Annotated in this window: 22 protein-coding genes and 1 pseudogene; 13 read left to right on the top strand and 10 right to left on the bottom strand. The window is 65.5% G+C overall.

Annotated features, from left to right (window positions below):
- Positions 1-15 precede the first annotated feature (15 nt).
- The 3 genes from hutX to DCG74_RS12475 all read right to left on the bottom strand — a co-directional run bounded on the left by hutX (position 16) and on the right by DCG74_RS12475 (position 3,423).
- On the bottom strand, positions 16-525 hold the full coding sequence (gene hutX / locus DCG74_RS12485) for a heme utilization cystosolic carrier protein HutX (RefSeq protein WP_172784713.1): 510 nt from the start codon (positions 523-525) through the stop codon (positions 16-18).
- 29 nt (positions 526-554) lie between these two features.
- Positions 555-890 (bottom strand): antibiotic biosynthesis monooxygenase, encoded by a 336-nt coding sequence (locus DCG74_RS12480; RefSeq protein ID WP_172784714.1) that lies wholly within the window; start codon positions 888-890, stop codon positions 555-557.
- A 136-nt stretch (positions 891-1,026) separates the two neighbouring features.
- On the bottom strand, positions 1,027-3,423 hold the full coding sequence (locus DCG74_RS12475; protein WP_172784715.1) for a TonB-dependent hemoglobin/transferrin/lactoferrin family receptor: 2,397 nt from the start codon (positions 3,421-3,423) through the stop codon (positions 1,027-1,029).
- Positions 3,424-3,686: 263 nt separating this feature from the next.
- On the opposite strand from DCG74_RS12475, the gene DCG74_RS12470 reads away from it, so the two are divergent.
- Genes DCG74_RS12470 through DCG74_RS12455 form a run of 4 tightly spaced genes read left to right on the top strand, consistent with a single transcriptional unit; the run spans position 3,687 to position 6,764 of the window.
- A complete protein-coding gene (locus tag DCG74_RS12470) occupies positions 3,687-3,893 on the top strand; it encodes a hemin uptake protein HemP (RefSeq protein ID WP_246504594.1) in 207 nt (68 codons plus the stop codon).
- Between the two features lie 5 nt (positions 3,894-3,898).
- Complete coding sequence (locus DCG74_RS12465) at positions 3,899-4,849, top strand: hemin ABC transporter substrate-binding protein (RefSeq protein ID WP_172784716.1); 951 nt, start codon at positions 3,899-3,901, stop codon at positions 4,847-4,849.
- Entirely contained in the window at positions 4,846-5,931 is a 1,086-nt protein-coding gene (locus DCG74_RS12460) for an iron ABC transporter permease (RefSeq protein ID WP_172784717.1), read from the top strand. Before DCG74_RS12465 ends, DCG74_RS12460 begins: the two co-directional genes overlap by 4 nt.
- Entirely contained in the window at positions 5,928-6,764 is an 837-nt protein-coding gene (locus DCG74_RS12455; protein ID WP_172784718.1) for a heme ABC transporter ATP-binding protein, read from the top strand. Before DCG74_RS12460 ends, DCG74_RS12455 begins: the two co-directional genes overlap by 4 nt.
- A 96-nt stretch (positions 6,765-6,860) precedes the next feature.
- Here the strand turns inward: DCG74_RS12455 and DCG74_RS12450 are convergent.
- Both DCG74_RS12450 and DCG74_RS12445 read right to left on the bottom strand, forming a co-directional pair.
- Positions 6,861-8,539: pseudogene (locus tag DCG74_RS12450) on the bottom strand (mucoidy inhibitor MuiA family protein).
- Positions 8,540-8,719: 180 nt separating this feature from the next.
- The gene (locus tag DCG74_RS12445) at positions 8,720-9,328 is read right to left on the bottom strand and encodes a response regulator transcription factor (RefSeq protein ID WP_172784719.1); all 609 of its coding nucleotides are present in this window, start codon (positions 9,326-9,328) and stop codon (positions 8,720-8,722) included.
- A 201-nt stretch (positions 9,329-9,529) separates the two neighbouring features.
- On the opposite strand from DCG74_RS12445, the gene DCG74_RS12440 reads away from it, so the two are divergent.
- Positions 9,530-10,558 carry an AraC family transcriptional regulator gene (locus DCG74_RS12440; RefSeq protein WP_172784720.1) on the top strand — a complete coding sequence of 343 codons (1,029 nt, stop codon included), beginning with the start codon at positions 9,530-9,532 and terminating at the stop codon, positions 10,556-10,558.
- 2 nt (positions 10,559-10,560) lie between these two features.
- On the opposite strand, the gene DCG74_RS12435 is transcribed toward DCG74_RS12440, so the two are convergent.
- The gene (locus tag DCG74_RS12435; RefSeq protein WP_172784721.1) at positions 10,561-11,772 is read right to left on the bottom strand and encodes an NnrS family protein; all 1,212 of its coding nucleotides are present in this window, start codon (positions 11,770-11,772) and stop codon (positions 10,561-10,563) included.
- 129 nt (positions 11,773-11,901) lie between these two features.
- Here DCG74_RS12435 and DCG74_RS12430 point away from each other — a divergent pair, with 129 nt between their 5' ends.
- The gene (locus DCG74_RS12430) at positions 11,902-12,612 is read left to right on the top strand and encodes a Crp/Fnr family transcriptional regulator (protein WP_172784722.1); all 711 of its coding nucleotides are present in this window, start codon (positions 11,902-11,904) and stop codon (positions 12,610-12,612) included.
- Between the two features lie 107 nt (positions 12,613-12,719).
- Here the strand turns inward: DCG74_RS12430 and DCG74_RS12425 are convergent, their stop codons facing one another.
- Both DCG74_RS12425 and hemN read right to left on the bottom strand, forming a co-directional pair.
- On the bottom strand, positions 12,720-12,917 hold the full coding sequence (locus DCG74_RS12425; RefSeq protein WP_172784723.1) for a DUF1858 domain-containing protein: 198 nt from the start codon (positions 12,915-12,917) through the stop codon (positions 12,720-12,722).
- 199 nt (positions 12,918-13,116) lie between these two features.
- A complete protein-coding gene (gene hemN, locus DCG74_RS12420; protein ID WP_172784724.1) occupies positions 13,117-14,469 on the bottom strand; it encodes an oxygen-independent coproporphyrinogen III oxidase in 1,353 nt (450 codons plus the stop codon).
- A gap of 164 nt (positions 14,470-14,633) precedes the next feature.
- Here hemN and DCG74_RS12415 point away from each other — a divergent pair, with 164 nt between their 5' ends.
- The 5 genes from DCG74_RS12415 (at position 14,634) to DCG74_RS12395 (ending at position 20,059) form a co-directional block, all read left to right on the top strand.
- Positions 14,634-14,834: a hypothetical protein gene (locus DCG74_RS12415; RefSeq protein WP_172784725.1), complete on the top strand. Its 201-nt coding sequence runs from the start codon at positions 14,634-14,636 to the stop codon at positions 14,832-14,834.
- A 306-nt stretch (positions 14,835-15,140) separates the two neighbouring features.
- Positions 15,141-16,235 (top strand): copper-containing nitrite reductase, encoded by a 1,095-nt coding sequence (nirK, locus tag DCG74_RS12410; RefSeq protein WP_172784726.1) that lies wholly within the window; start codon positions 15,141-15,143, stop codon positions 16,233-16,235.
- 57 nt (positions 16,236-16,292) lie between these two features.
- Positions 16,293-17,171, top strand: coding sequence for an SUMF1/EgtB/PvdO family nonheme iron enzyme (locus tag DCG74_RS12405; RefSeq protein WP_172784727.1), 879 nt, complete (start codon positions 16,293-16,295; stop codon positions 17,169-17,171).
- 160 nt (positions 17,172-17,331) lie between these two features.
- Positions 17,332-18,357, top strand: a complete 1,026-nt coding sequence (locus tag DCG74_RS12400) for a Fe(3+) ABC transporter substrate-binding protein (RefSeq protein WP_172784728.1) — start codon at positions 17,332-17,334, stop codon at positions 18,355-18,357.
- 115 nt (positions 18,358-18,472) lie between these two features.
- Positions 18,473-20,059, top strand: a complete 1,587-nt coding sequence (locus DCG74_RS12395; RefSeq protein ID WP_172784729.1) for an iron ABC transporter permease — start codon at positions 18,473-18,475, stop codon at positions 20,057-20,059.
- 90 nt (positions 20,060-20,149) lie between these two features.
- Here DCG74_RS12395 and DCG74_RS12390 read toward each other — a convergent pair whose 3' ends face one another.
- Both DCG74_RS12390 and DCG74_RS12385 read right to left on the bottom strand, forming a co-directional pair.
- Entirely contained in the window at positions 20,150-20,800 is a 651-nt protein-coding gene (locus tag DCG74_RS12390; protein ID WP_172784730.1) for a 3-oxoacid CoA-transferase subunit B, read from the bottom strand.
- An 18-nt stretch (positions 20,801-20,818) separates the two neighbouring features.
- The gene (locus DCG74_RS12385; protein WP_172784731.1) at positions 20,819-21,526 is read right to left on the bottom strand and encodes a CoA transferase subunit A; all 708 of its coding nucleotides are present in this window, start codon (positions 21,524-21,526) and stop codon (positions 20,819-20,821) included.
- 288 nt (positions 21,527-21,814) lie between these two features.
- On the opposite strand from DCG74_RS12385, the gene DCG74_RS12380 reads away from it, so the two are divergent.
- Positions 21,815-23,713, top strand: coding sequence for an AsmA family protein (locus DCG74_RS12380; RefSeq protein ID WP_172785219.1), 1,899 nt, complete (start codon positions 21,815-21,817; stop codon positions 23,711-23,713).
- Between the two features lie 6 nt (positions 23,714-23,719).
- Positions 23,720-24,424 (top strand): LysR substrate-binding domain-containing protein, encoded by a 705-nt coding sequence (locus DCG74_RS12375; RefSeq protein WP_306558282.1) that lies wholly within the window; start codon positions 23,720-23,722, stop codon positions 24,422-24,424.
- Positions 24,425-24,466 lie beyond the last annotated feature (42 nt).

Below are 24,466 nucleotides of genomic sequence, written 5' to 3'. Positions count from 1 at the left end.
CCAGGTTGAAGCAAACTAGAGTGCGGGCGCGATCCGGTCCGCAAGCTGCCGGAACCGTGCCAGCTGATCCGCCCGCAGCGCCCTCGTCTCGTCGCGGCCGACGAAGACCTTGAACATGATGCCGCCGTCGGCGTTCACGAAGGCGACGAAGGCCGACACCTTGCCCATGAAGGGCCGCTCGACGAAGGCAATTCCTGCGCAGCGCTCGTGGCGGAGATGACCGTGCAGGCCCTTCGGCTGCATCAGGTTGAAATAGCCGCGGCCGACCTCGCCCGCAGAGATCGATCCCGTGAACTCGAAGATCGCGTCATCGGTGTGCACGATCAGCGTCACCTCGCCCCATTCCGAAATGTCCTGCATGGCGGCGGCGAAATGCTCGCCGCCTCCCATGCGCACCATGGACCGCGGCAGCGCCTCGATCACCGCGCGCGGGGTGACCTTGCGCTCGCGCGCAACGTCCTCGACCACCGCGCCGGGATTGTCGGCCATGTACGCCTTGAGATCGGCGAGTTCGGTGCTCAGCATGTCCGGCTTCCTTTCGTGATCGGCCGCGATCAGGCCGCCGCGCTCGCCTTGCGCTCGGTCATGATGACCTCGAAGCCTTCAAACTTCGGATGACCGAGATAGAGGCTCTCGCCGGTCTTGTTGTCGGCGCGCGCATGAGCGCGGCGGAATTCCTCCGAGCGCGTCCAGGCCTCGAAGGCCGCCTTGTCGACCCACACGGTATGCGAGGAATACAGCGTGTGGTCCTCGGCGACCGGCCCCTTGAGCAGATGGAATTCGACGAAGCCCGCCATGCTGCCGAGATAGGACTCGCGGGTCCGCCAGACGGTTTCGAACGCGGTTTCCGAGCCGGGCTTCACCTGGAAACGATTCATGGCGATGAACATTCGACTTTTCTCCTGTGACTTGTAGATCGGCAATTGCCGATCGGATCTTTCATGACGGATCGAAAGCCACGCTGACGCATCAGCGTGGCTTTCGAGATCAGCTCGGCATCCCTGGAGAGAACCTCCGGTGTCTCCCTCAGGTGCCGCCAAAGTGGTACTTGAGACCTCCCTTGATCACGAGCCCGGCACCGGCGCTCGCCCACTTCACGTCATTTTGCGTGTCACCCGTGCTACCGACCGGAATGGCGTACGGCCGATAGTAGCGGTTGAAGAGGTTCTCGACCGAGAAGTTGAGCGTGAGATCGCGCGTCGGGTGATACTGCGCGTAAAGATTGACGAGATCGTACGACGTCGCCGGCGTGTAGGTCCTGGGGATGTCGTAGTTGGCGATTGCCGACGTCCACATCATCGAAAGGATGAGGGTGCGGTCGAGCAGACGCACGCCGGCCGTCGTCGTGATCTTCTGCGGCGGAATGCTGTAGAGGCCGAAGCCGGTCTGGAGATTCTTTCCGCTCTGATAGGTCCCGGAGAGGCCGAAGAACCACAGGTTCGCGTCATACATCGCCTCGGCCTCGACGCCTTGAATAAGCGCGGACGCCACGTTCTGATACTGCAGGAACGGGAGCACCGTGATCGACGGTGCCGGTGGCGGCCCGGTCGGGACCACGAGCGGGTTTCCGTAAGCGACCTGATCGATGAAGTCGCTGATGTCGTTGCGGAACACGTTGATCTTGCCGCGCAGCGTGTCGCCCGCCGTGAAGAGATCGTTCTTCTTGATGTTGAAGCCGATCTCCTTGTTCTTGCCGATCTCGGGGCGCAGGTTTGGATTGGGCACGAAGCAGAAGGTCGAATCCGCGCCCGGTCCCGGCGTGCCCGACGGACAACGGAAGAACGAGTCGTTGACCGTCGCGCCGGCATGTGGCCCGCTCACCAGCGTCTCCGTGATCGAGGGCGCCCGATAGCCTTCCGCGTAGCTGGCATAGGGGGTCACCACAGCGGTCGGAACGAGAGCAACGGTGATCTTCGGCGACAGGCGATCGCCGCCCGACGACGAGGACGCCGAGGAAAGCTGATAATTGTCGTAACGGAGCGCACCGATCACCTCGAGCATCGAGGTGTAGTTCGCCCTCCACTGCACGAAGCCGCCCGATACTGTGCGCTGACCGCCGGGGGTCGTGACCTCGGATGTACCGGTCCTGTCTTGAGATGACACCTTGTCCTGGAACGCATCCAGACCGTAAGTCACCGCGTGGCGCCAGCTTCCCGTTTCGAAGCGCGTCGTGTTGTGCACATCGATGCCGATTGTATCGAGCAGGTATCCGCGATTGCTCCCGATGCATCCCGAGACGGCGTTGCCGGGCACGCCGCCGCAATAAACGGAGGGCGTCGCAGTGGTGTGCCGGGTCTTGATCTGGTCGTTCTCGGTGCGATTCCAGTAGATCTTGGCATCCCAGTCGAACCACTGATCGTCCGGCTGCGCGTATTTCCAACCGAGCGTCGTGGTGTAATTCTTCACGTTGGACGCGTAGATGGATGTGCCGCTCAGATTGTTCGTGCCGTTCGCATTGGTCGAATTGGGATCGCCCGCGCGCCGCGGTGGTTGGCCCACACTGAAGATGTCCTCCTGGAAGATGGCGCCGAGCTTGACTTCGTGGCCGTCGGCCGGACGAACCGTCAGCTTGGCGATGCCGCTACTCAGACGGTTGCCAGTGTTTGCGACTTCATAGCCAGTACCGTCCTTGTAGCTCTCCTGAGTCGAATAGGTCCCCCCTGCGAATACGTCGACATTGGGATTGACGTGAACACCGCCAAAGGCGGATCCGAGTGCGCGTCCGTAGTTGCTGCCGAGGATGGTTTTCACGTCGACGCCCCAGCGCTCTCCCACGCGGACAACGTCCTCGATGTCCTTGGTGCGGAACGAGGCCACGCCGCCGATCGCACCGGAGCCGTAGATGTTCGCGGTCGGCCCGCGCACGATGTCGATGCCGCTGATCAATTCCGGATTGAGGAAGAACGAACCATTGGCGAAGTGACCGGTGCGCTGGTAGTTCTGCCGCGCGCCGTCGACCACGACGGCAACGCGGCCGAAATCCTGGAGGCCGCGAATGTTGATCGAGGTGGCCGGATCATCGCCGCGATTCTGAACCCAGACGCCGGGCAAGTTGTATATGAGATCGCCGATGGTGCTGGCTTGGCGGGCTTCGATCTGCTCGGACGACACCACACTGACCGGCGCCAGCGCGTCGACGGCGCGCTCTTCCGTCTTGGTCGCCGCAGCCGTGATGGTGTCGAGCACCTGAACGGGTGCCGTGCTGCCAGCCTGGGCGCGCGCATTCAGGGCGTCAGGCGTCGGCTGCTGTGCGACTTGCGGCTTCGCAGGCTTGCGCTTGGCCTGTTTCGGTCGTTCGGAGGACGCGTTTTCACTCTGCGGCGATGCGGTCTGCGCGAGACTGCCTTCCGCCGTCATTGCCGCAATTGAAACCACCGACGCGCCCAAAATCAGGGCGCGCGCATACCTAGCCCCGTCAGCCATATCAGCCCCAGCCTGCACTTCACTTTGGTTTTTGATGTCGTCTGGCTGGCGTGCGCTCGCAACGCGAGCGACTGGCTGGCTGAGTGTCTCGAGAGGCGGGCGAGTTCCCCGCTGCCAGAAATGGTTACGTGGCAACACTCTGACGGTCAATGACATCAGGTTGCAGTTTATATCGATTGTAAACTGCGAACGTTGGAATGCGCTTGGCGCCGCCTGTACAAACGGGCGGTACTCCAAGTTTTCGAAAGCGCATCACACCGACTATGTCAGCAACATCAGGAGACAGCAGCGGCAGCGCGGCAGGGCCGGCACAAAGCCCTTCCGCAACAACGCGAACGCTCACCATGCGCGGGAGCCGCATCGACAGCCGCGAGCTGTTTGCCGCCGAGCGCGAGATCATCATTGCGCATGGCGAGGACAGTTATCGTCTCCGCCTGACCTCGCAGAACAAGCTGATCCTGACGAAGTAATTGCAATGACATCTTGCCGCACCCTCGCCAGTCTTCTGCTCTCCGGTGGAATCGCGTTCGCGTCTGCTGCGCACGCCGCGGGCATCACCGTGCATGACGCGCGCAATCGCGACGTCACTGTTGCCGATTTTGCCCGCACGGTGTCGATCGGCGGCGCCATCACCGAGATCCTCTATGCGCTGGGATTGGAAAGCCGGCTGGTCGGCGTCGACACCACGAGCCTTTATCCGGCGGCGGCGCTGCACGACAAACCCAATGTCGGCTATATGCGCCAGATCTCGGCCGAGGGCGTGCTCGGTCTCAACCCGACGCTGATCCTGGCGATCCAGGGCTCGGGCCCGCGCGAGACCATGGACATCCTGGAGACGGCGCAGGTGCCGCTGGTGCTGGTGCCCGAGACCTTCTCCGAGGAAGGCCTGATTGCGAAGATCAAGCTGGTCGGCCACGCCATGGGCGTCGATGCGCGTGCCGAATGTCTCAGCGCCGCGGTCGGCGCCGATCTTGCGCAGCTCCGCGCGCTGCGCGCCAAGGTGACGAAGCCGGTGCGCGTGATGTTCGTGATGTCGCTCCAGAACGGGCGGGCGATGGTGGCGGGCCACAAGACCGCGGCCGACGAGATCATCCAGCTGGCGGGCGCGGCCAACGCGGTCGACGATTACGACGGCTACAAGACCATCGGCGACGAGGCGATCGTGGCCGCAAAGCCCGATGTCGTGCTGTCGATCGAGCGCGGCAAGGAATCGCTGCAGGCCGATGCAGTCTACACGCACCCCGGCTTTGCGCTGACGCCGGTCGCGGCCAACAAAAGCTTCATCACCATGGATGGGCTCTATCTACTCGGCTTCGGGCCGCGCACCGCGGCGGCGGCGCGCGATCTCTCGGTCAAGCTCTACCCGGCCCTGGCTGCGGGCGGCGCGTTCACGTCGGCGCTGTCGACGGCGAATTGCCGGCAATGAGCGTGGCCGTCGGCATCGAAGCACGGAGGGCGCGACGCCGCGCGGGACGGCGGGCCGCATCGTTCGCGATTCCCCTTCTGCTCGTGGTGCTGGTGATCACCGCGATCGCCGCCCTGACGGTCGGCGCCGCCGGCATCCCGCTCTCCCGGCTGCCTGCCGCGCTGGGCTTGGCCGGCGAAAGCACGGCCATGACGGCACGCGACCAGCTCGTGCTGTTGTCGATCCGCATCCCCCGGATCGCGGCGGCTGCGATGATCGGCGGCCTGCTTGCCGCGGCCGGCGCGATCATGCAGGGGCTGTTCCGCAACCCGCTCGCCGATCCCGCCCTGGTCGGTGTCTCCAGCGGCGGCGCGCTCGCGGCCGCAAGCGCGATCGTCTTCACCGATTCCCGCTTCGGCGAGGCGCTGCGCTTTCTCCAGACCGAGCTGTTGCCGCTGGCGGCCTTCGCGGGCTCGCTGGCGACCACCGCAATCCTCTACGGCATCTCCAGTCGGTCGGGGCGCACCTCGATCGCGATCTTCCTGCTCGCCGGCGTCGCCATCACCGCGATCGCCAATGCGGGCATCGGGCTGCTGGTTTTCATGGCCGACGATCGCCAACTGCGCGACATCACGTTCTGGATGCTGGGCTCGATGAGCGGCGCGACCTGGACCAAGGCCGCCGTGCTCGCGCCGGTCCTCATTGCCGGACTCGCGGCCTGCGCCTTCATCGCCCGCGGTCTCGACCTGCTGGTGCTCGGCGAGGCCGATGCCTTTCACGGCGGCGTCGATGTCGAGCGCCTGAAGCGGATCTCGATCGTGATCGTCTCGGCCATGACCGGCGTCGCGGTGTCGATCAGCGGCGTCATCGGCTTCGTCGGCATCGTGGTGCCACACCTGCTCCGTCTCGTCATCGGCCCGGCGCATCGCCTGCTGCTGCCGGCCTCGGTGCTATCAGGCGCGATCCTGATGGTCGGCGCCGACACGCTGGCACGCACCATCGTGGCGCCGGCGGAGATGCCGATCGGCATCCTGACCGCGGCCGTCGGCGCACCCGTCTTTCTTTTCATCCTGCTGCGGCAGCGCGGGCTCGCAGCGCTATGACAGCGGTGCTCGAGGCACGACACTTGGGCAAGCGCGCCGGCCGCGCGACATTGCTCGACGGCGTCGACCTGACGGTCGCGGCCGGCGAGATGGTCGCCATCATCGGCCCGAACGGCGCCGGCAAGTCGACGCTGCTGCGGCTGCTCTCCGGCGATCTCCGTCCGAGCGCCGGCGAGGTGCGGCTCAAGCAGCGCGACATCGGCAGCTTCACGCCGCGCGAGCTCGCCGCGCGCCGTGCCATGCTGTCCCAGCACATCAACGTCACCTTTCCCTTCACCGTCGAGGAGATCGTGCTGATGGGCGCGGGAGAGCGCAGCTTGCGCGAGGCTGGCCCGCTCGTCGATGCCGCGCTGGACGAGGTCGGCCTGTCGCATTTCCGCGAGCGGCAATTGCCGACGTTGTCAGGCGGCGAGCAGCAGCGCGCTCATTTCGCCCGCGTGCTGGTGCAGCTCGCCTGCGGCGAGGCCGAGCACGGCCCCGGCCTCCTCCTGCTGGACGAGCCGACCTCGAGCCTCGATCTGCGTCACCAGATCGATCTCGTCGAAGCGGCGCGCCGCCGGGCGGCTGCGGGCACCGCCGTGATCGCGATCCTGCACGATCTCAACCTCGCGATCCGCTTTGCCGACCGACTGGTCGTGCTGGCCGGCGGCAGGCTCGCCGCGGACGGCCCCCGCGCCGATGTCGTCACACGCGAGAGGATCCGGGAGATTTTCGAGATCGACGCGCTCGTGCATCAGGCCGACGGCGTGCCGTATGTGCTGCCGCAGTCGATGCGGGCTGCCCCTCACCTCTCCCCAGCGGGGAGAGGTCGGATTGCGCAGCAATCCGGGTGAGGGGCCGCAGCGACACGTGAGGATGTAACCCCTCACCCGAAACGCATCTTCGATGCGTTTCGACCTCTCCCTATGGGAGAGGTGAAGGCACCACCTCTACCCCGCCGGCACGATCACCATGCTCTTGTCCTTCGGCCAGCGGACGCGCCAGGCGAAGTTGATGTCGCGGGCCTCGCCGGGCTTGGCGTCGAACGACCATTCCAGCACGCCGCGCTTGTCGCGGATGTTGGTCGCGGTCGGCTGGGTGCTCGAGGGCAGCAACTCGACGACGATGTCCTCGTTCTCGCTGACCGGCAGCTGATCCTCGATCGCGACGCGAATCGGGAAATCATGGCCGTTGCGGATCGTGGTCTTGAACGAACGCTCGTCGGTCTTCGACGTCGTGACCAAGAGGCCGGCCGAACCTTCGTTGCGCTTGAGCACGGCGCGCTCGATCTTGACCTTGTCGTCGGCGCCGAAACCGAGCCGCACAATGTCGTCCTTGGCGGACGCCGTGATCTTGCCGCGGCCGACGAAGGTACCGTCGCGGTAGATCGCGACCTTGCCCGGCAGCAGCGTCGTGTCGTCGGTCTGCTTGAAGCTGGCTTCGAGGAACGCGGTCGGATCCAGCACCGGCGCGGCGCGCACCGCGAGATCGGCGGGCACGTTCACCGAAGCGATGCGGAGGCTCTTGGCGCCCTCGGCGGCGCCGAGGCTGACGCGGCCGGGAATCCTGAAGGTCGCCTGGAAGTCGCCGATCTCGGCGATGGCCTGCTGTTCGTCCGCCCGCTCGCGCGACTCGGCCGCCTCTGCGATCTTGGCCATGGCGGGCGATTGCGCCTGGCGCGTCATTGGCGCGGGCCGCGCCAGATCGGAGACCGAACCTGCTGCCAGCGGCTTCGATACCTGCGGATATTGCGCGATCAGCGAATGCAGCTCCGGGGCACTGCCGCCGCGGCTGATGCGGGTCGTGAAGACGCCGAGCGTCACGTTCGACCAGTCCTCGCCGGTGGATTGCGTCACCTCGGCGCGACGAACCAGTTCGAGCTGCGGCTTGCGATCCCTGGCGCCGGTGTCGAGCCGGGCGTCGTAGAGCGGCACCCAGCGTGCGTTGCGCACGGCATAGGTCACCCGCAGCGTCGCCTTGGTCGCAGCGGCCGAGGCGACGTCGATCCGCACTTCCAGCTTGCTCGGCGGCTTGGCCGAGCGCTCGGCTTCCAATTCCGCGATCTGGCGGTCGAGCTCGCGCTGTTTTCGCGTCGCATCGCGAATTGCGCTGTCGGCGGTCGCGACCTCCTCGGCGACCGCGGCAAAGGCCGCGCGCCATTCGGCGATCGGGCGCGCCTCGCCCTTCTCGCCGAGGCCGGCCGGCGAAGCTTCTGCAAAATGCTGCGCGAACTTGCGCCGGGCATTGGCCGAGTCGATCGCACCCTGCAGGTCGGCCCGTTGATCCCTCAGCGCTTCGAGGCGCTTGTCGAGCTCGGGTGGTTGACCGGCGGCGCGGCCTTCGGCGGGCGCGCATCGATCGTGCCGATCGTGAGCTTGGCGCCCGCCTCGCCTTCGACGCGGAGGGACGACGGATCGAGCGAGAGTGGAAAATCCTTGGCGACCAGCGTCGAATCGCCGGAGGCCAGATCCAAGGAAATGACGCGGGTGATGGTGGCGCCGTCGGGATAGACGGTCACCGTGTCGATCGCCGACGTGGCGTCCACGTTGGCCGCCCATGACGGCGACGCGAGGGCCGTAGTCACCAGGACCAGGCCCGTGGTTGCCAAATATCTGGCGGTGATGCGCATGAAGTCCCTCCTGCCGGTATCGCCGCGCCGCCAGCCGGACGCGCGCGATGAAATGCCTCGCCATCGTGGTTGGACGCGGCAGGGAAGGAACTGGTTCGATTGAGGTATCCATGGGGCACGGCCGCGGCGGCACCATGGCCGCGGAACGCTCGGGTGATCCCGGCAGCTTCAGGCCTGGGTCTACGAGCCTTGGCCGAAGATGCGCCGGAGCAGATCGGTGACGTTCTTGGCGCCGGCTTTCTTCAGGATGCTGGCGCGGTAACCTTCGACCGTCCGCGCGCTCAGATGCATCCGCCGGGCGATCCCCTTGTTGGTGAGGCCGGCGGCAAGATGCTCGAGCACATCGGCTTCGCGCGCGGTCAGAGGTTCGCAGCCCGGCAGCCAGCGTTGCCGGATCGCGCCGGGTTGCGCGAATTCATCGATGGCGGCATCGATCCGGCCGACGATGTCGTGGGTCCGGAACGGCTTTGCGATGAAGTCGGTCGCGCCGCTCTTGATGGCGTCGACTGCCATGGCAATGCTGCCGTTCGCCGACGTCACCAGCACCGGCGCCATGCAATTCTCCTCGCGCAACCGCCTGAGCACGTCGAGAGCGGAGCGATCCGGCGGCATCTCCAGCAGCACACAGGCCGGCATCCGGGCCTTGGCTTCCGAGAGCAGAGACGCGCCATCGGCAAAGCAGATCACGTCATAGGCGCTCTGCTCAAGCGCGGCGGAAAGTTGTTCGCGGAAGGCGGCGTCAGTGTCGATGACGAAAACCTCGCCCTTGGAAAGCATGTTCCCCGGCATAGTCCCGATCCAGCAATGTCTTGGTCAAATGGCCCGAGACGGCCGGAGGCTCCGTCGCGCCCCGCCGTCGTGCGCACGGCATTCACGCCAGTGCTTCGGTTTCTCTTATGTATGCGCCACCCGGTTCCCGGATTTGACGGATTGAGACAGAAACTTTACATTTCGGGACATCTGCGGGAATGGCTGGCAGGAACGGGTCGCATGACCGACCTCATTCGCAGCGCAGGCTTGAGCTATTACCCCGAGGTCGCCCGGTCGGTCGGGCTCGACCCCAACCAGATGATGCGCAAGGTCAGGCTGCCGCTGGCCTGCCTCGACAAGCCGGACATCCCCATCGCCGTCACCGGCCTGCGCCGCCTGCTCGAATTATCGGCGGCGGCGTCCGGTGCCGAGGATTTCGGCCTGCGTCTCGCCGAGCGCGGCGGCCTCACCAATTTCGGCGCGGTCGGCCTGATCGTGCGCGAACAGGCGACCGTCGGCGAAGCGATCGAGGCGTTCTCGCGTTTCATCCACATCTATCATGACGGCATGCGGCTCGACGTCATGCGCGACAAACGGACCGTGACCATCACGCTGCATTTGCGCGGCCGGCAGCCGCGCGCGCCGAGGCAGTCGATCGACATGGCGCTCGGCAGCGTCCACCGCATCATCCAGTCGCTGTTCGGCGGCGATTGGCGGCCGCTGGAAGTGCATCTGCATTACCCGCCGCCGCACGACCGCAAGCGCTACCGCGACTTCTTCGGCTGCCGGGTGACCTTCAATGCGGATGATGATGCGATCCTGCTGTCGGCGCAGGACCTGGAGCGCCGGATTCCAAGCGCGCATCCCTTGATCGCGAATTACTTGCGCAAGCGGATCGAGGCGATCGAGACCAGGCCGGCAAGCTGGGAGGCGAAGGTCGACGAGGTGGTACGGACGCTGCTCGCCAGCGGCGATTGCACGGTCGAGCGCGTCGCCGAGCATCTGGCCTGCACCCGCCGCACCATCCACCGGCGCCTCGCCGCATCGGGCACAAGCTTCTCGGCCATCCTGGACGCGCAACGCGCCGATCTCGTGGTCCAGCTGATCGAGGATCCCGCCCGGCCGCTGGCCGACATCGCGGTGCAGCTCGGCTTCTCCGCGCAGAGCGCCATGGCGCGCTGGTTTCGCGGCCGCTTCGGCTGCACCATCACCGATTGGCGCAAGGGCGTGCGGCCTCCGTCAGCACAGCCCTCGGCGACTGCCGCCTGAATTCAGCGCGCGGGAGCGGGCACGCCCATCGTGGCGAGCGCCCGCCGCCCGCTGCCGGCGAGCAGCGGACCGAACGCGACGGCAAATCCGAGGAAGGCGATGATCCAGCCGCAGGCGGCAATGTGCAGCAGCACATCGTTATACGCGGGCGACACGACGGCACCGACGCGGGCCAGGGCCGCGATGATGATTGCAGCATAGATTCCCTGGATCGCAGGCGAAGCCGTCAGCGCCTGTCCGGTATGGCCGAGGCTCGCGCGGGTCATCATCGCGAGCGTCATCGTTCCCGCCGCACCTGCCATCCAGGCGTGGATCCCGGCGCTTGGCGGCAGCTCGCCCAAGGCGGCCACAGCATTCAGGATGAAGCCGAGCGGCACGAAGACGTAACCGACATGCAGGATCAGCAGCAGCCGCTCGCGCGTGGTGCGATCGCCGGCCCAGCGTGCAAGCCGAACCAGATGCAGCACGCCAACCACCGCCATCGCGACGCCGGCGATCATGTTCAGCGGCGCCACGATCCACGCGATCAGCGCCAGCGCGCTCAAGCCGATCACTGCGCCGTCAAATCGTCCGAACGGCACCGGCAGACGGCCGGGATTGAACTTGACTAGCCAGTTTCGGGTGAAGCTCGGAATGATGCGGCCGCCGATCAGGCCGATCAGCAGAATGACCACGCCGATGCCGACGCGGATGCTGACGTCGGCCGCGCCTTCGTAATGCGTTTCGACGTGGAAGGCGACGTTGCCGGCGAGCAGAACCAGCACCAGCCCCACCACGGGCAGGTTGCGCCAGTTGCCGCCCGCGATGATCTCGCGCGTCGCGGCCGCTACGACCAATGCCAGGAACGCCGCATCAACGACCAGCGCAAACGCCCAGCCGGTATTCGCCGACAGCGTCACCACGACGCGCCCGGCAAGCCAGACCGTCAGCAACGCCGCCAGCGGCCCGCCCTGGATCGGCAGGCGCCCGGTCCAGTTCGGGATTGCGGTGAACAGGAACCCGGTGATGACAGCCGGCAGGAAGCCGTAGAGCATCTCGTGGATGTGCCAGTCGCGCGGCGCGAACGCGGAGCTCACCGACAATTCGCCGTAGAACATCGGCAGCCAGGCCAGAATCGAGAGCGATGCCTGGATTGCGGCGAGCAGGAAAAACGGGCGAAAGCTGTTCGCAAACAGCGGCCAGCCCGCAAAGTTGCGGGATCGGGCGCCAGCCATGGGGTCAACTCCAATCGATTCAGACCGTTACCTTGAAAAATACTGCCGCCGGGCCGCCTCGTTTTGCGCTAACGCAAACTCGTTGACGATTGCAGGTGCCATCACACTCCCTGATGCCAAGGAGGCAGAATGGCCAAGGTCGACACATCGCTGGTTGCGCATTTGCCGCTGTTTGCGGGGATGACGCCGGAAGCTCTCGACGAGATCCTGCGTGAGGCCCGCTCGGCGCGCTATCCCAAGAACAGTGCGATCTTCGAGCAGGGGGCGGACGCGCAGTCCTTCTTCCTGCTGCTGCACGGCCATGTCCGCGCGGCTAAGACCACGCCGGCGGGCGAGCAGATCGTGGTGCGCTATGTCGCGCCCGGTGAGACGTTCGGGCTCGCGATGGCGATCGGAGCCGCGCGGTATCCGGCGACGGCGATGGCGGTCGACGACAGCGTGGTGCTGATCTGGCCAAATTCGGCCTGGCCACGCCTGGTCGAGCGTTTTCCGGCGCTTGCCGCCAACACGCTGCAGACCGTCGGCACGCGGCTACAGGAAAGTCACACCCGCATCCTGGAAATGTCGACGCAGCAGGTCGAGCAACGCATCGCGCACGCGCTGCTGCGCCTCGCCAAGCAGTCCGGCAAGAAGCTCGACCACGGCATCGAGATCGACTTCCCGATCAGCCGCCAGGACATCGCGCAGATGACCGGCACCACGCTGCACACCGTCAGCCGCATCCTGAGCGGCTGGGAGAGCCAGGGCCTCGTCGAGAGCGGCCGCCAGCGCATTATCCTGCGCGAGCCGCACAAGATCGTGGTGCTGGCGGAGCGGAGCGCCGACAGCGGCGCGGCGTGAGAACTGACACCTCTTCCCTGAAGATAGGGATGAGGCGCGCTTCCGCTTACGGCGAAAGCGCGCCCTCATCCGGGAATCAGCGCACACCTGCGCGATTCCTGACCGTTTCACGCCGGCACGCACTCGCTCAGCGCGGCGAGGAACTTCTCACGGTCGATGCCATGCTCGCGGCAGGCGTCATCGACCGTGTGGAAGGTCGCGATCGGACAGCCGACGCAAGCCATCCTGAAGGCGAGAAACACGCGGATCGTGTGCGGCGCCGATTGCATGATGTCGTCGACCAGATCGTTGGATCGGAAAGGCATGGACAACTCCATTCCGATTGACGATAGCGGCGTGGGCGGAAGTCTCTTTGTTGAAGCGCAAGCTGGTGCCAGTTCCTCCGCCGTCATTCCGGGGCGCGCCGCTTGGCGCGAGCCCGGAATCCATTGTGCAGCGGATTACGTGGAAGGATGGATTCCGGGCTCGCGCTTCGCGCGCCCCGGAATGACGGGAGGAGAGACCTCACACCGCCCGACTGTGCAGCTGCTTGCCCGGATCCAGATGCGCATCGAACGCGGCGGCGACGCTGCGGACCAGGAAGCGCGAATCCCCGGCGACGGCGAGCCGCTCGCCGTCCAGCCTCACGACGCCGTCGGAGATCAGCGGCTTCAGACGAGACGCCGCTTTCAGCATGGCGCCGGCCTCCGCGCCATGGCGCGCGCAGATGTCGCCGAGATCGGCACCGAACTCGCACATGATGCGTTCGATGATGTCGGCGCGCAGCCGGTCGTCATCGGTGAGGCCATAACCCTTCGCGGTGGCGAGGCGGCCGGCCGCGATGCTCTGCGCATAGCCGCCGATCTGCACCTCGTTCTGGACATAGCCCTGCGGCAGGTGCCCGATCGCGCTGGCGCCGAAGCCGAGCAGGACTTCACTCCGGTCGGTGGTGTAGCCCTGAAAGTTGCGCCGCAGCGTGCCCTGCTCGAACGCCACGGCCATGGCATCGTCGGGCCGGGCGAAATGGTCGAGCCCGATCTGCACGTAACCGGCTTCCTTCAGCGCATTGGCGATGGCGCAGGCCTGGTCGTGGCGCGCAAGGCCGTCGGGCAAGACGGCCTCGTTGATCATGCGCTGGTGCTTCTTGAACTGTGGCACGTGAGCATAGCCGAACACCGAGAAGCGGCTGGGCGCCAGCGCGAGGCTGCGCCGTACCGTCTCCAGGCACGAGGCCACTGTCTGGTGCGGCAGCCCGTAGATCAGGTCGAAATTGATGCCCTCGATTCCGGCGCCGCGGAGCATCTCGACCACGGACGACGTCTGCTCGAAGCTCTGCACGCGGTTGATCGCCCGCTGCACCACGGGATCAAAGCTCTGCACGCCGAGGCTCGCGCGGTTGACGCCCGAGAGCCGCATCGCCTCGACCATGTCTGCGGTCAACGTGCGGGGATCGATCTCAACCGCGATTTCCGCCGACGGCAGCACGAAGAATTCCTGGCGCATCGTCGCCATCAGTTCGGCAAAGGCGTCCGGCGCCATGATCGTCGGCGTACCGCCGCCGAAATGGATGTGCTCGACCTTGATGCGGTGGCCGATGGCTTCGGCGGTCAACGCGATCTCGCTGCGCAGCATCCGCTGGTAGCCGGCGACGAGATTGTCGCGGCGGACGATCTGGGTATGGCAGCCGCAATACCAGCACATCTCGCGGCAGAACGGCACGTGCAGATAAAGCGAGGCGCTGGCGGCCACCGGCAGCTCCGCCAGCCAGCGGGCATAGGTGTCCGGACCGATCGCGGGCGTGAAATGCGGTGCGGTCGGATAGCTGGTGTAGCGTGGCAGGCGTTCCTCGCCGTAGATGGCCGCAAGATCAGCTCTCATGAGTTACCCATTCGTAAACGTCCGCCGCGCAAGACAATCGCGGCAAATCACGGAATGAATTCAGATAACCCGGATCCGCGGCAGCGACTTTGCGCTCGCGCAAAGCGCGAGGGCCCCGTCTCGGCCATGGTGAGCGATATTCGCGGCCATCCGGAGCGTTTGCCATGGGGCTTTTCGCACTCGAACTCATTCTCTCCCTGCTCGACGTCCGCGGCCATATCCCGCGTTTCGACGACTTCCGGCCCGCGCCGGCCGCGCCTGCCCCGGTCGGCGTGGTGCGCGCCCTGGCTGCCGCAATCGCCGTCTTCGTCGCGCTGGCGCTGGCGATCTGGGGATTGGTCTGGCTCGCCGTGAATCTGCTCTGACCGGCCGTCCGCCAAACCTCCTTCGCGATCTCACCCACGCGCGCATGAGCCGGGGCGAGATCGCATCCAACTTGAACATGCAAACGAATTGCCGCTGACGTCGATGCGGTTGCGCTGACGCTCGGCCTGGATCGGCATCGCCCCTGCGGATGCGGTCAGCCGGTATCGCCGATTCGCTATTCGAGAACCCAAGTCCTGTTGCGGCGGTGAATCCGGCGGAAGCTTGTCGCAGCGCAAACACGCTTGCTGTAACAGGCGCACACTGCACTCCGTCATCAAAACCATTTCAGATGAAGGATGCTTCCGATGTTCACCCGCAGAGCCGCATTGATCAGCGCCGCCGCGACCGCCTTGATGTTGGCGACGCCGGCTTTCGCTGCCAGCGATCTCAAGCTGCCGCGTCAGAAGGTGGAGCTGGTCGCTCCGCCCTTCGTGCACGCGCACGAGCAGGCCACGACACAGGGCCCCAAGATCGTCGAGTTCAGGATGACGGTCGAGGAGAAGAAGGTCGTCATCGACGACAAGGGCACCACCTTCCAGGCCATGACGTTCAACGGCTCGATGCCGGGCCCGCTCATGGTCGTGCACGAGGGTGACTATGTCGAGCTGACGCTGGTCAATCCCGCGACCAACACCATGCCGCACAACATCGACTTCCATTCCGCGACCGGCGCGCTCGGCGGCGGCGAGCTGACGCTCATCAATCCCGGCGAGCAGGTCGTGCTGCGCTGGAAGGCGACCAAGACCGGCGTGTTCGTCTATCACTGCGCACCGGGCGGCCCGATGATCCCCTGGCACGTCGTCTCCGGCATGAACGGCGCCGTGATGGTGCTGCCGCGCGAGGGGCTGAACGACGGCAAGGGCCACGCGCTGAAGTACGACAAGGTCTACTATATCGGCGAGCAGGACATGTACGTGCCGCGCGACGAGAAGGGCAATTTCAAGTCCTACGAATCGCCGGGCGAAGCCTTCACCGACACCGAAGAGGTGATGAAGAAGCTGATCCCGACCCACGTCGTGTTCAACGGCAAGGTCGGCGCACTCACCGGCAAGAACGCGCTCACCGCCAAAGTCGGCGAGAACGTGCTGATCGTGCATTCGCAGGCCAATCGCGACAGCCGCCCGCATCTGATCGGCGGCCACGGCGACTATGTCTGGGAAACCGGCAAGTTCGGCAACGCGCCCGAGGTCGGGCTCGAGACCTGGTTCATCCGCGGCGGATCGGCGGGAGCTGCGCTGTACAAATTCCAGCAGCCCGGCATCTACGCCTATGTCACGCATAACCTGATCGAGGCGGCCGATCTCGGCGCCACCGCGCACTTCAAGGTCGAAGGCAAGTGGAACGACGATCTGATGATGCAAGTGAAAGCACCTGCGGAAATACCGGCCGCCACCAACTAGACGCGACAAGGGGCCGGTCATCACCGGCCCCTTTTTTCCTTCTGCGGAGGATGGACCGTGCTGATCGCGTTCAAGCTCAAACTGGCACTCGCCTGCGCGGCCGGGCTTGCGGGGCCGCTGGCCGTTACGCCTCTGGTCTCTGGAATGACGACGCGCCATGCGGGAGGTGAGCCGGCCTTGGTCGAGGTTGCCGCCGGCAGCTTCTCCTATCGCGAAGCCGGCGATTTCACCCGCGACGGACGGCAGGCGGAAGCGCCGCTGCGCCTCATGCGGATGAACCGGCCGCTGCGCATCATGCGAAATCAGGTCGCCTCATCCGACTATCAGCTCTGCGTGCTGGACGGCGCCTGCCGTTCGCTCGACCGCGACGTCGTGGTCGCGCCCGATCGTCCCGCAGTGCAGGTGAGCTTTCACGATGCCGAAGCCTATGCAGGCTGGCTGTCGCGCAAGACCGGCCACCATTACCGCCTGCCGAGCGACGACGAATGGGCCTTTGCCGCCGGCTCCAGATTCCGCGATGACGGTGTACCGGTCGATGCAAGCGACCCTTCGAAGCGTTGGATCAGCCGCTACGAGCGCGAATCCGAGCGCGACCTCTCCGACACCACGGCCTATCGCTTCGGCAAGTTCGGCCCGAACGAGCACGGCGTCGAAGACCTCGCCGGCAATGTCTGGGAGTGGACTTCGACCTGCTTCGTGCGCTCCCGCGTCGACGTTTCAGGCAATCCCGGCCGCGCGACCGTGAATTGCGGCGTGCGTGTCGCCGAGGGCGCGCACCGCGCCTATGTCACCGACTTCATCCGCGACGCCCGCGCCGGCGGCTGCGCCCAGGGCGTGCCACCCGCCAATCTCGGCTTCCGCCTGGTGCGCGAGGAAACGTCGTGGCTGGCGAGTGTCTCGCAGCGCGCGAGCAAGACGAGGCCGCCAAGATCGTAGGGCGCCAATCGTTTCCGATGACCTTCTGGTATTAGAATGAGTCTAAAAGGTACTTTGGAATTGCTCTAAGCTTATGCCGTCGCGACATCGCGTCGCTGACTTTGTTCCAACGCCTGCGCTACTCAATCGGCGTTCAATCGCGCGCCTGGGAGCAGCCCTTATGATCTATCTTCGCGTCCTCGCCGCGTCTGCGGCGGTGTTGAGCCTGACCACGTCTTTCGTGTCGGAGGCAGCCGCCAATGGCGAGGTCAACGTCTATACCTACCGCGAGACCAAGCTGATCCAGCCGCTGTTCGATGCGTTCACCAAGGACACGGGCATCAAGGTCAACGTCGTCTCCGCAAGCTCCGGTCTGGAGCAACGCATGAAGGCGGAAGGGGCCAACAGTCCGGCCGACGTGCTGCTGACGGTGGACATCGGCCGCATCGACGAGGCCGTGCAGGCCGGCGTCACCCAGCCGATCAAGTCGGAGGCGGTCGACAAGGTCGTCCCGGCGCAGTATCGCGATCCGGACGGACACTGGGCCGGCATCTCCATGCGCGCGCGCGTGATCTATGCCTCGAAGGATCGTGTCAAGCAGGACAAGATCACCTATGAGGAGCTCGCCGATCCCAAGTGGAAGGGCAAGATCTGCATTCGCTCGGGCCAGCACATCTATAACAACGCGCTGTTCGCGGCCTACACGGCCAAGTACGGCGAGGCCAAGGCCGAGGAATGGCTGCGCGGCGTGAAGGCCAACCTCGCGCAGAAGCCGTCGGGCGGCGATCGCGAAGCCGCGCGTGACGTCGCCGCTGGCAGATGCGACATCGGCATCGGCAACACCTATTACTGGGCGCTGATGATGAACAACGATCCCGAGAAGAAGCCGTGGGCGGAGGCGACCCGCGTCATCCTGCCGACCTTCGAGGGCGGCGGCACTCACGTCAACCTCTCCGGCGTGCTGCTCGCCAAGAACGCGCCCAACAAGGCAAACGGCATCAAGCTGATCGAGTGGCTCGTCAGTGAGCAGGCGCAGCAGATGTATGCCGACCAGAACTACGAATATCCGGTTCGGAGCGGTGTCGCCGTCAACGCGACCATCGCGGGCTACGGCAAGCTCGGCCCAGATCCGTTGCCGATCGCAAAGATCGCCGCCAACCGCAAGGCTGCGGCCTCGCTGGTGGACAAGGTCGGCTTTGACAACTGATCTCTGGCGGCCCACGTCTCTTACACTGGGAGAAACTTCGGACGCACGGCCTCGCTCGAGACGCCGTGCCCACGCCGGGCGCGCCGCAACCGCAATCGCGATCGCAACCGCGATCATGGTCGCGGCGCCCGTGATCTCGATCGTTTCGCTGGCTCTGCAGCCGGCGCCCGATGTGTGGCACGACCTGATCAGCTACGTGCTGCCGGCCGCCCTGCTGGATACCGCGCTTCTGCTCGTCGGGGTCGGCGCGGTCACATTACTGATCGGCGCCGGCACTGCATGGGTGATATCGCGCCACGATTTTGCCGGCCGGGGCATGCTCCTGTGGCTGATGCCGCTGCCGCTGGCGATTCCGACCTATCTTGCGGCTTACGTCTATGCCGACCTGTTCGAGCCGCTTGGCCTCGTGCATCGCACCCTGGCGATCTGGCTGCCGCTGCGCGATGCACTCGGCCATCTGCCCAACCTGCGCTCGCTGCCGGGCGCCATCTTCGTGATCGGGCTCGTGCTCTATCCTTACGTCTATCTGTCGGCCCGCGCGACGTTCCAGGTTCAGTCTGCCGAATTCGCCGAAGCGGCTAAGACGCTTGGCGCCGGCCGATGGACCGTTTTCTGGCGCGTTTCACTGCCAATGGCGCGACCGGCGCTCGCGGTCGGAGTGGCGCTGGTCGCGCTCGAAACGCTCAACGACATCGGAGCCAGCGAATATCTCGGCATCCGCACGCTGACGGTCTCGATCTTCACCACCTGGCTCAACCGCGGCAGCCTTGCCGGTGCGGCACAACTGGCATGCCTGATGCTTGCAATCGTCGCCGGCCTGATCGCGATGGAGCGTTACGGCCGTCGCAACGCCAGCACCGAGTTCTCGGCCGAAAGCCCGCATGTGAGGCAGCGAACCCCGCTGTCGGGTGCAAGAGCGTCGATCGCGTTCGCGGTCTGCGCGCTGCCGGTGCTGATCGGCTTCGTGGTACCGCTGCTCTATCTGGCGCATCAGGCTCTCGGTCGCGGACTGCTTGCAAATTTCGACCCGCTGCTGTGGCGCCACACCTTCCATTCGTTTGCCTTTGCAGGGCTCGCGACGCTCATGGCGCTGATGCTTGCGCTCGCTACGACGATCGCGCACCGCTTGCGGCCGGATCCTCTGCGATATGTCGCGCTGAGCATCGCGCAGGCCGGATACGCGCTGCCGGGTCTCGTCATCGCTCTCGGCCTGCTCACCCCGGTCCTGGCGGTCGACAATGCGCTGAGCGCGGTCGCGACCTGGACCGGACGTTCCCTTCCCGGGCTGGTCCTGGTCGGCTCCGGGATGGCCGTCGTGATCGCCTACACGATTCGTTTTCTGGCTGTGCCGGTCGGCATGATCAAGGCCGGGTTCGACAGCATTCCGAGCGACTATGACGAGAGCGCACGCGCGGTCGGCGCAGGCCAGGCAGTCATCTTGAGGCAGATCTATCTGCCGTTGCTCCGGCCCGCGATGCTGGGCGCCGTCATCATCATGTTCGTCGACTGTCTGAAGGAGCTCCCGGCAACGCTGCTCTTGCGGCCCCTCAACGTCGAAACACTGTCGACGTCGATCTACCAATACGCCAGCCGCGGCAATTTCGAGGACGGCGCGCTGGCGGCGCTCCTGATCATCGTCGCCAGCATCGGCCCGGTTGCCTGGCTGACCCGGTTCTCCGAAGTGCCGAGCGGCCCCGCTTGATGGGATGCCCCGTCGTCCGCGCATTCACGCCATCGCCCGCATTCAGGGGAGTTGGGACGCACGGACCGCAGTGATGCGCCCGTTTCTAGCTTAGGTGTTCTTCAGCGCGACGCGGAATTCGGCTTCGGTCTTGGCCTTGACCTCGTCGAGCGAAACGCCGTCGGCGAGCTCGATCAGCGCCATGCCACCGGTGCCATGCTTGTCGATGGTGAAGACGGCGAGATCGGTGACGACCATGTCGACCACGCGTTCGCCGGTCAGCGGCAGGTTGCATGTCTTCAGAAGCTTGGGGCCGTCCTTGGCCGAATGCTCCATCACCACGACGACGCGCTTGACGCCGGCGACGAGATCCATCGCGCCGCCCATGCCCTTGACCATCTTGCCGGGGATCATCCAGTTGGCGAGATCGCCGTTCTGGGCCACCTGCATGGCGCCGAGGATCGACAGATCCATGTGGCCGCCGCGGATCATGCCGAAGGAATCCGCGCTCGAGAAATACGAGGTCGAGGGCAACTCGCTCACGGTCTGCTTGCCGGCGTTGATGAGATCGGCGTCTTCCTCGCCCTCATAGGGGAACGGCCCCATGCCGAGCATGCCGTTCTCGCTCTGCAAGGAGACGTCCATGCCGTCGGGGATGTAGTTCGAGACCAGCGTCGGGATGCCGATGCCGAGATTGACGTAATAGCCGTCGCGCAATTCCTTCGCGGCGCGCGCGGCCATCTGTTCACGGGTCCAGGCCATGTGAGTCTCCTGTTGCGCTTAGGCGGCGGTACGCGGGCGGGTGTTGCGGAATTCGATGCGCTTCTTGGCCGTGCCGACCTCGACGATGCGCTTCACGAAGATACCGGGCGTGTGGATGTGGTCGGGATTGAGTTCACCGGCGGGAATCAGGTGCTCGACCTCGGCCACCGTGATCTTCGCGGCGGTCGCCATCATCGGGTTAAAGTTGCGCGCGGTCTTGCGGTAGATCAGGTTGCCGGCGGTGTCGCCCTTCCAGGCATGCACGATGGCGAGGTCGGCGAACAGGCCGCGCTCCATCAGATACTTCTCGCCATCGAATTCCTTCACTTCCTTGCCTTCGGCGATCAGGGTGCCGACGCCGGTCTTGGTGTAGAAGGCCGGGATGCCGGCGCCACCAGCGCGGATGCGCTCGGCCAGCGTGCCCTGCGGATTGAATTCGAGTTCCAGCTCGCCGGCGAGGTATTGCTGGGCGAACAGCTTGTTCTCGCCGACATAGGACGAGATCATCTTCTTGATCTGGCGGGTTTCGAGCAGGCGGCTGAGGCCGATCCCGTCGACGCCGGCATTGTTGGAGACCACGGTCAGGCCCTTGACGCCGGAGTCCCGGATCGCGTCCGACAGCTCCTCGGCGATGCCGCAGAGGCCGAAGCCGCCCGACATGATCATCATGTTGTCCTTGAGAATGCCTGACAGCGCCGACTTGGCGTCGGGATAGACCTTGTTCATGCAAAAAACCTCGACTGAACCTTCGGCTGGCGGGCGTCGCGCCTCATTGGCGGCGATTATTAGGCGAAATCGTCCGAAGCCGTCAATGATACGGGGTTCTCCGCTCCGCCCCCGGGTGATAGAAGCTGCCCATGCCGTGGGCATAACCGTGCAGCGGCCTTGAAAGCGTCAAGAAAACCCATCAAGTTGCGGCACTTAACACCATAGGATCTGGGCGTCGGCACGCAAGCTTTCGCGGCCCGCCCTTCTGGCTCCAACGACCAACCCGATCAGGACATGCCATTGACCATGGCCCAAGGAATGAAGCGCCTCGGGACGCCGATCGCGGCGCTGCTCGGCATCGCGCTGATCGCCCTGATCGCGACCTCCTGGCTCATCAACCGCGACGCGCTGCGCAAGGCGGTCGAGGCGCAGATCCGCGACGTCACCGGTCTCGAGCTCAATGTCGCCGGCAGCATCGACATCTCGGTGCTTCCGGCGAGCTACATCTCCTTCCGCGACGTCGGCCTCAAGGGCGGCGGCACCAGCGCTCCCGCGCTCCAGGTCGACGTGCTCACCGCGAATTTGCGGCTGCTGCCGCTCTTGCTGCAACGTTTCGAGATCGCCGACCTGACCCTGCTGCGGCCGCGTATCCACGTCAGCCTGCAGCCGGACGGCGAGAGCAACTGGACGCCCTTCATCCAGACCATCGCGCGCACCATGAAGCCCGGAGCCGAGAACCAGGTCTCGTTCTCCGAAATCCGGATCCAGGACGGCGTGCTCGATTACGAGGACGTTGCCACGCATGCCACCGAGAAGCTCGAGGACATCGACCTGTCGCTGGCCTGGCCTTCGATCTCGCGCTCCTTTGCCGCGACCGGACAGTTCGACTGGCGCGGCGAGCGCGTCGACGGCTCGATCAGCTTTTCCGACTTCGTCGCCGCCCTCTCCGGGGACCGCTCCGGCCTGAAGGCGCGCATCGCCAGCGCGCCGCTCAAGCTCGCCTTCGACGGCAGCGTCGCCAACCGCACCAGCCCGATGATGGAGGGCACGCTCACCGTGGACAGCCCGTCCTTGCGCAACGCGCTGCGCTGGACCGGACAGCCGCAGCCCGGCAGCGGCGGCTTCGGCCGCTTCGTGCTGAAGGCGCGCGCCAACGTCGTCGGCGCCTCGATCGCGCTCACCAATGTCAATGTCGAGCTCGACGGCAATGCCGCCGAGGGCGTCATGACCTACGCCAATAACGGCCGGCAGACGCTGCAGGCGACGCTCGCCGCCGACGCGCTCGACTTCACGCCTTATATCTCGACGTTCCGCCTGCTCGCGAGCGGCGCGCGCGACTGGAACAGGCAACTGTTCGATCTCAACGGGTTGTCGACCACCGACCTCGACATGCGCCTGTCGGCGGCAAAGCTGACGGTCGGGCCGACCAAGCTCGGCCGCACCGCGATCGGCGCCAATGTGCGCAATGGCACGCTGGCGCTCTCGGTCGGCGAGGCGCAGGTCTATGGCGGGATCGCAAAGGGATCGTTCGGCATCGCGCGGTCCGATACGGTCGCCGACATCAAGGCGCAATTCCAGTTCACCGACGTCGATCTGCAGGCCTGCGCCAACGAGCTGTTCGGCCTCAACAAGCTGTCCGGCCGCGGCAACATCAACGTCTCGCTCTTCGCCTCGGGCTCGAGCCCGTTCGGCCTCGTGCAGTCCCTCGACGGCAGCGCCACCGTGACCGGGCACAACGGCGCGATCTCGGGCTTCAATGCCGAGCAGCTGCTGAAGCGGCTGGAGCGACGGCCGCTGTCGGGTGGCGGCAATTTCCGCAACGGCTCGACGCCATACGACAATCTCACCATCTCAGTGAAATTCTCCGACGGCATCGCCACCGCCGAGGACATCCGCATCGAGGGTCCGGCGGCCAAGATCACGCTGACCGGCACCGCCTCGGTGCCGGCGCGCGAATACGACATGAAGGGTGTGGCGAGCCTCAACACGGCGTCCGGCTTTCAATTGCCCTTCATGGTGCAGGGCCCCTGGGACGACCCGCTGATCTTTCCCGATCCCGAAAGCCTGATCCGGCAGTCGCCTGCAGCGTCTCCCTTCCTCGATCTCCTCAAGCAGCGCATCACCGGGGGCGGAAAACGTCCCGACGGATCGCCGACGGCGGAGAATGCCAAGGAAAACGCCAAAGAAAACGCCAAGTCCAACTGAGGCAAGATCCGGCACGACCTCACGCGGCCGATTGGGTCGTCGAGATCCAGCTCTTCTCCCGCACCAGGGGCGCTGCAGCGATCGTCGGCGCGGCCGCGGTCGCGGGCGTGCTGCCCTGGCCGAGCTACCTCGCCTGCTCCGTGTTCGCGCGGCGAGGTCGATTTCGGCATCAATTTCATCGGGGCTTCGCATGCCGAGATCGAGTTCGAGAAACTGGTGGAGGACCCTTTCGTCCTCGCCTGCCGTCACGACCATTCGCTAGCGTCGCGCAAGCAGGTCAGCTGGCCGGAGATCGTGCCGCACCGGGTCATCACCGTCGGCCGCAACAGCGGCAATCGTGCGCTGATCGACAATGCGCTGGCGCGGCACGGCTTGCAGCTGAACTGGTCCTATGAAGTGGCTCACCTCTCCGGTTCGCTTGGCCTGGTCGAAGCGGGTCTTGGCATCGCCGTGCTACCGAAGCTCGCGACGCCCGCGGCCGGCCATCCGATCATTCAGACCATTCGCCTGATCGAGCCGGAAGTGTCGCGCACGATCGGCATCGTGCGCAGGCGCGGAGCGACTCTGTCCCCTCATGCCAGCCAGTTTCTCAAGATGTTGCTCGAGGCATGGCGCTCTCCTGCTCGCACGAGCGGGCAAGGCAAGCCGCGCGCGCGATCGGCTGACACGAGCCCGACTGCCGCTTCCGCCGGCATCAAGGGGAAGCGCTGACGAGGCCAGACACCGCGAGGCGAATTGATTGGCATGTATTGA

Origin of the sequence: Bradyrhizobium sp. WBAH42 (assembly GCF_024585265.1) — a bacterium.
Taxonomy (GTDB): Bacteria; Pseudomonadota; Alphaproteobacteria; order Rhizobiales; family Xanthobacteraceae; genus Bradyrhizobium.
The sequence above is the reverse complement of the archived record's forward strand: the minus strand, read 5'-3'. Positions and strand labels throughout refer to the sequence as shown.

Coding starts and splice junctions, on each gene's coding strand:
- DCG74_RS12380 (WP_172785219.1), top strand. CDS start 21,815: ATGGCCCAAGGAATGAAGCGCCTCGGGACGCCGATCGCGGCGCTGCTC.
- hutX (WP_172784713.1), bottom strand. CDS start 525: ATGCTGAGCACCGAACTCGCCGATCTCAAGGCGTACATGGCCGACAAT.
- nirK (WP_172784726.1), top strand. CDS start 15,141: ATGTTCACCCGCAGAGCCGCATTGATCAGCGCCGCCGCGACCGCCTTG.
- DCG74_RS12425 (WP_172784723.1), bottom strand. CDS start 12,917: ATGCCTTTCCGATCCAACGATCTGGTCGACGACATCATGCAATCGGCG.
- DCG74_RS12470 (WP_246504594.1), top strand. CDS start 3,687: ATGTCAGCAACATCAGGAGACAGCAGCGGCAGCGCGGCAGGGCCGGCA.
- DCG74_RS12480 (WP_172784714.1), bottom strand. CDS start 890: ATGTTCATCGCCATGAATCGTTTCCAGGTGAAGCCCGGCTCGGAAACC.
- DCG74_RS12400 (WP_172784728.1), top strand. CDS start 17,332: ATGATCTATCTTCGCGTCCTCGCCGCGTCTGCGGCGGTGTTGAGCCTG.
- DCG74_RS12455 (WP_172784718.1), top strand. CDS start 5,928: ATGACAGCGGTGCTCGAGGCACGACACTTGGGCAAGCGCGCCGGCCGC.
- DCG74_RS12395 (WP_172784729.1), top strand. CDS start 18,473: ATGGTCGCGGCGCCCGTGATCTCGATCGTTTCGCTGGCTCTGCAGCCG.
- DCG74_RS12440 (WP_172784720.1), top strand. CDS start 9,530: ATGACCGACCTCATTCGCAGCGCAGGCTTGAGCTATTACCCCGAGGTC.
- DCG74_RS12385 (WP_172784731.1), bottom strand. CDS start 21,526: ATGAACAAGGTCTATCCCGACGCCAAGTCGGCGCTGTCAGGCATTCTC.
- DCG74_RS12415 (WP_172784725.1), top strand. CDS start 14,634: ATGGGGCTTTTCGCACTCGAACTCATTCTCTCCCTGCTCGACGTCCGC.
- DCG74_RS12390 (WP_172784730.1), bottom strand. CDS start 20,800: ATGGCCTGGACCCGTGAACAGATGGCCGCGCGCGCCGCGAAGGAATTG.
- DCG74_RS12435 (WP_172784721.1), bottom strand. CDS start 11,772: ATGGCTGGCGCCCGATCCCGCAACTTTGCGGGCTGGCCGCTGTTTGCG.
- DCG74_RS12475 (WP_172784715.1), bottom strand. CDS start 3,423: ATGGCTGACGGGGCTAGGTATGCGCGCGCCCTGATTTTGGGCGCGTCG.
- DCG74_RS12430 (WP_172784722.1), top strand. CDS start 11,902: ATGGCCAAGGTCGACACATCGCTGGTTGCGCATTTGCCGCTGTTTGCG.
- DCG74_RS12445 (WP_172784719.1), bottom strand. CDS start 9,328: ATGCCGGGGAACATGCTTTCCAAGGGCGAGGTTTTCGTCATCGACACT.
- DCG74_RS12460 (WP_172784717.1), top strand. CDS start 4,846: ATGAGCGTGGCCGTCGGCATCGAAGCACGGAGGGCGCGACGCCGCGCG.
- hemN (WP_172784724.1), bottom strand. CDS start 14,469: ATGAGAGCTGATCTTGCGGCCATCTACGGCGAGGAACGCCTGCCACGC.
- DCG74_RS12465 (WP_172784716.1), top strand. CDS start 3,899: ATGACATCTTGCCGCACCCTCGCCAGTCTTCTGCTCTCCGGTGGAATC.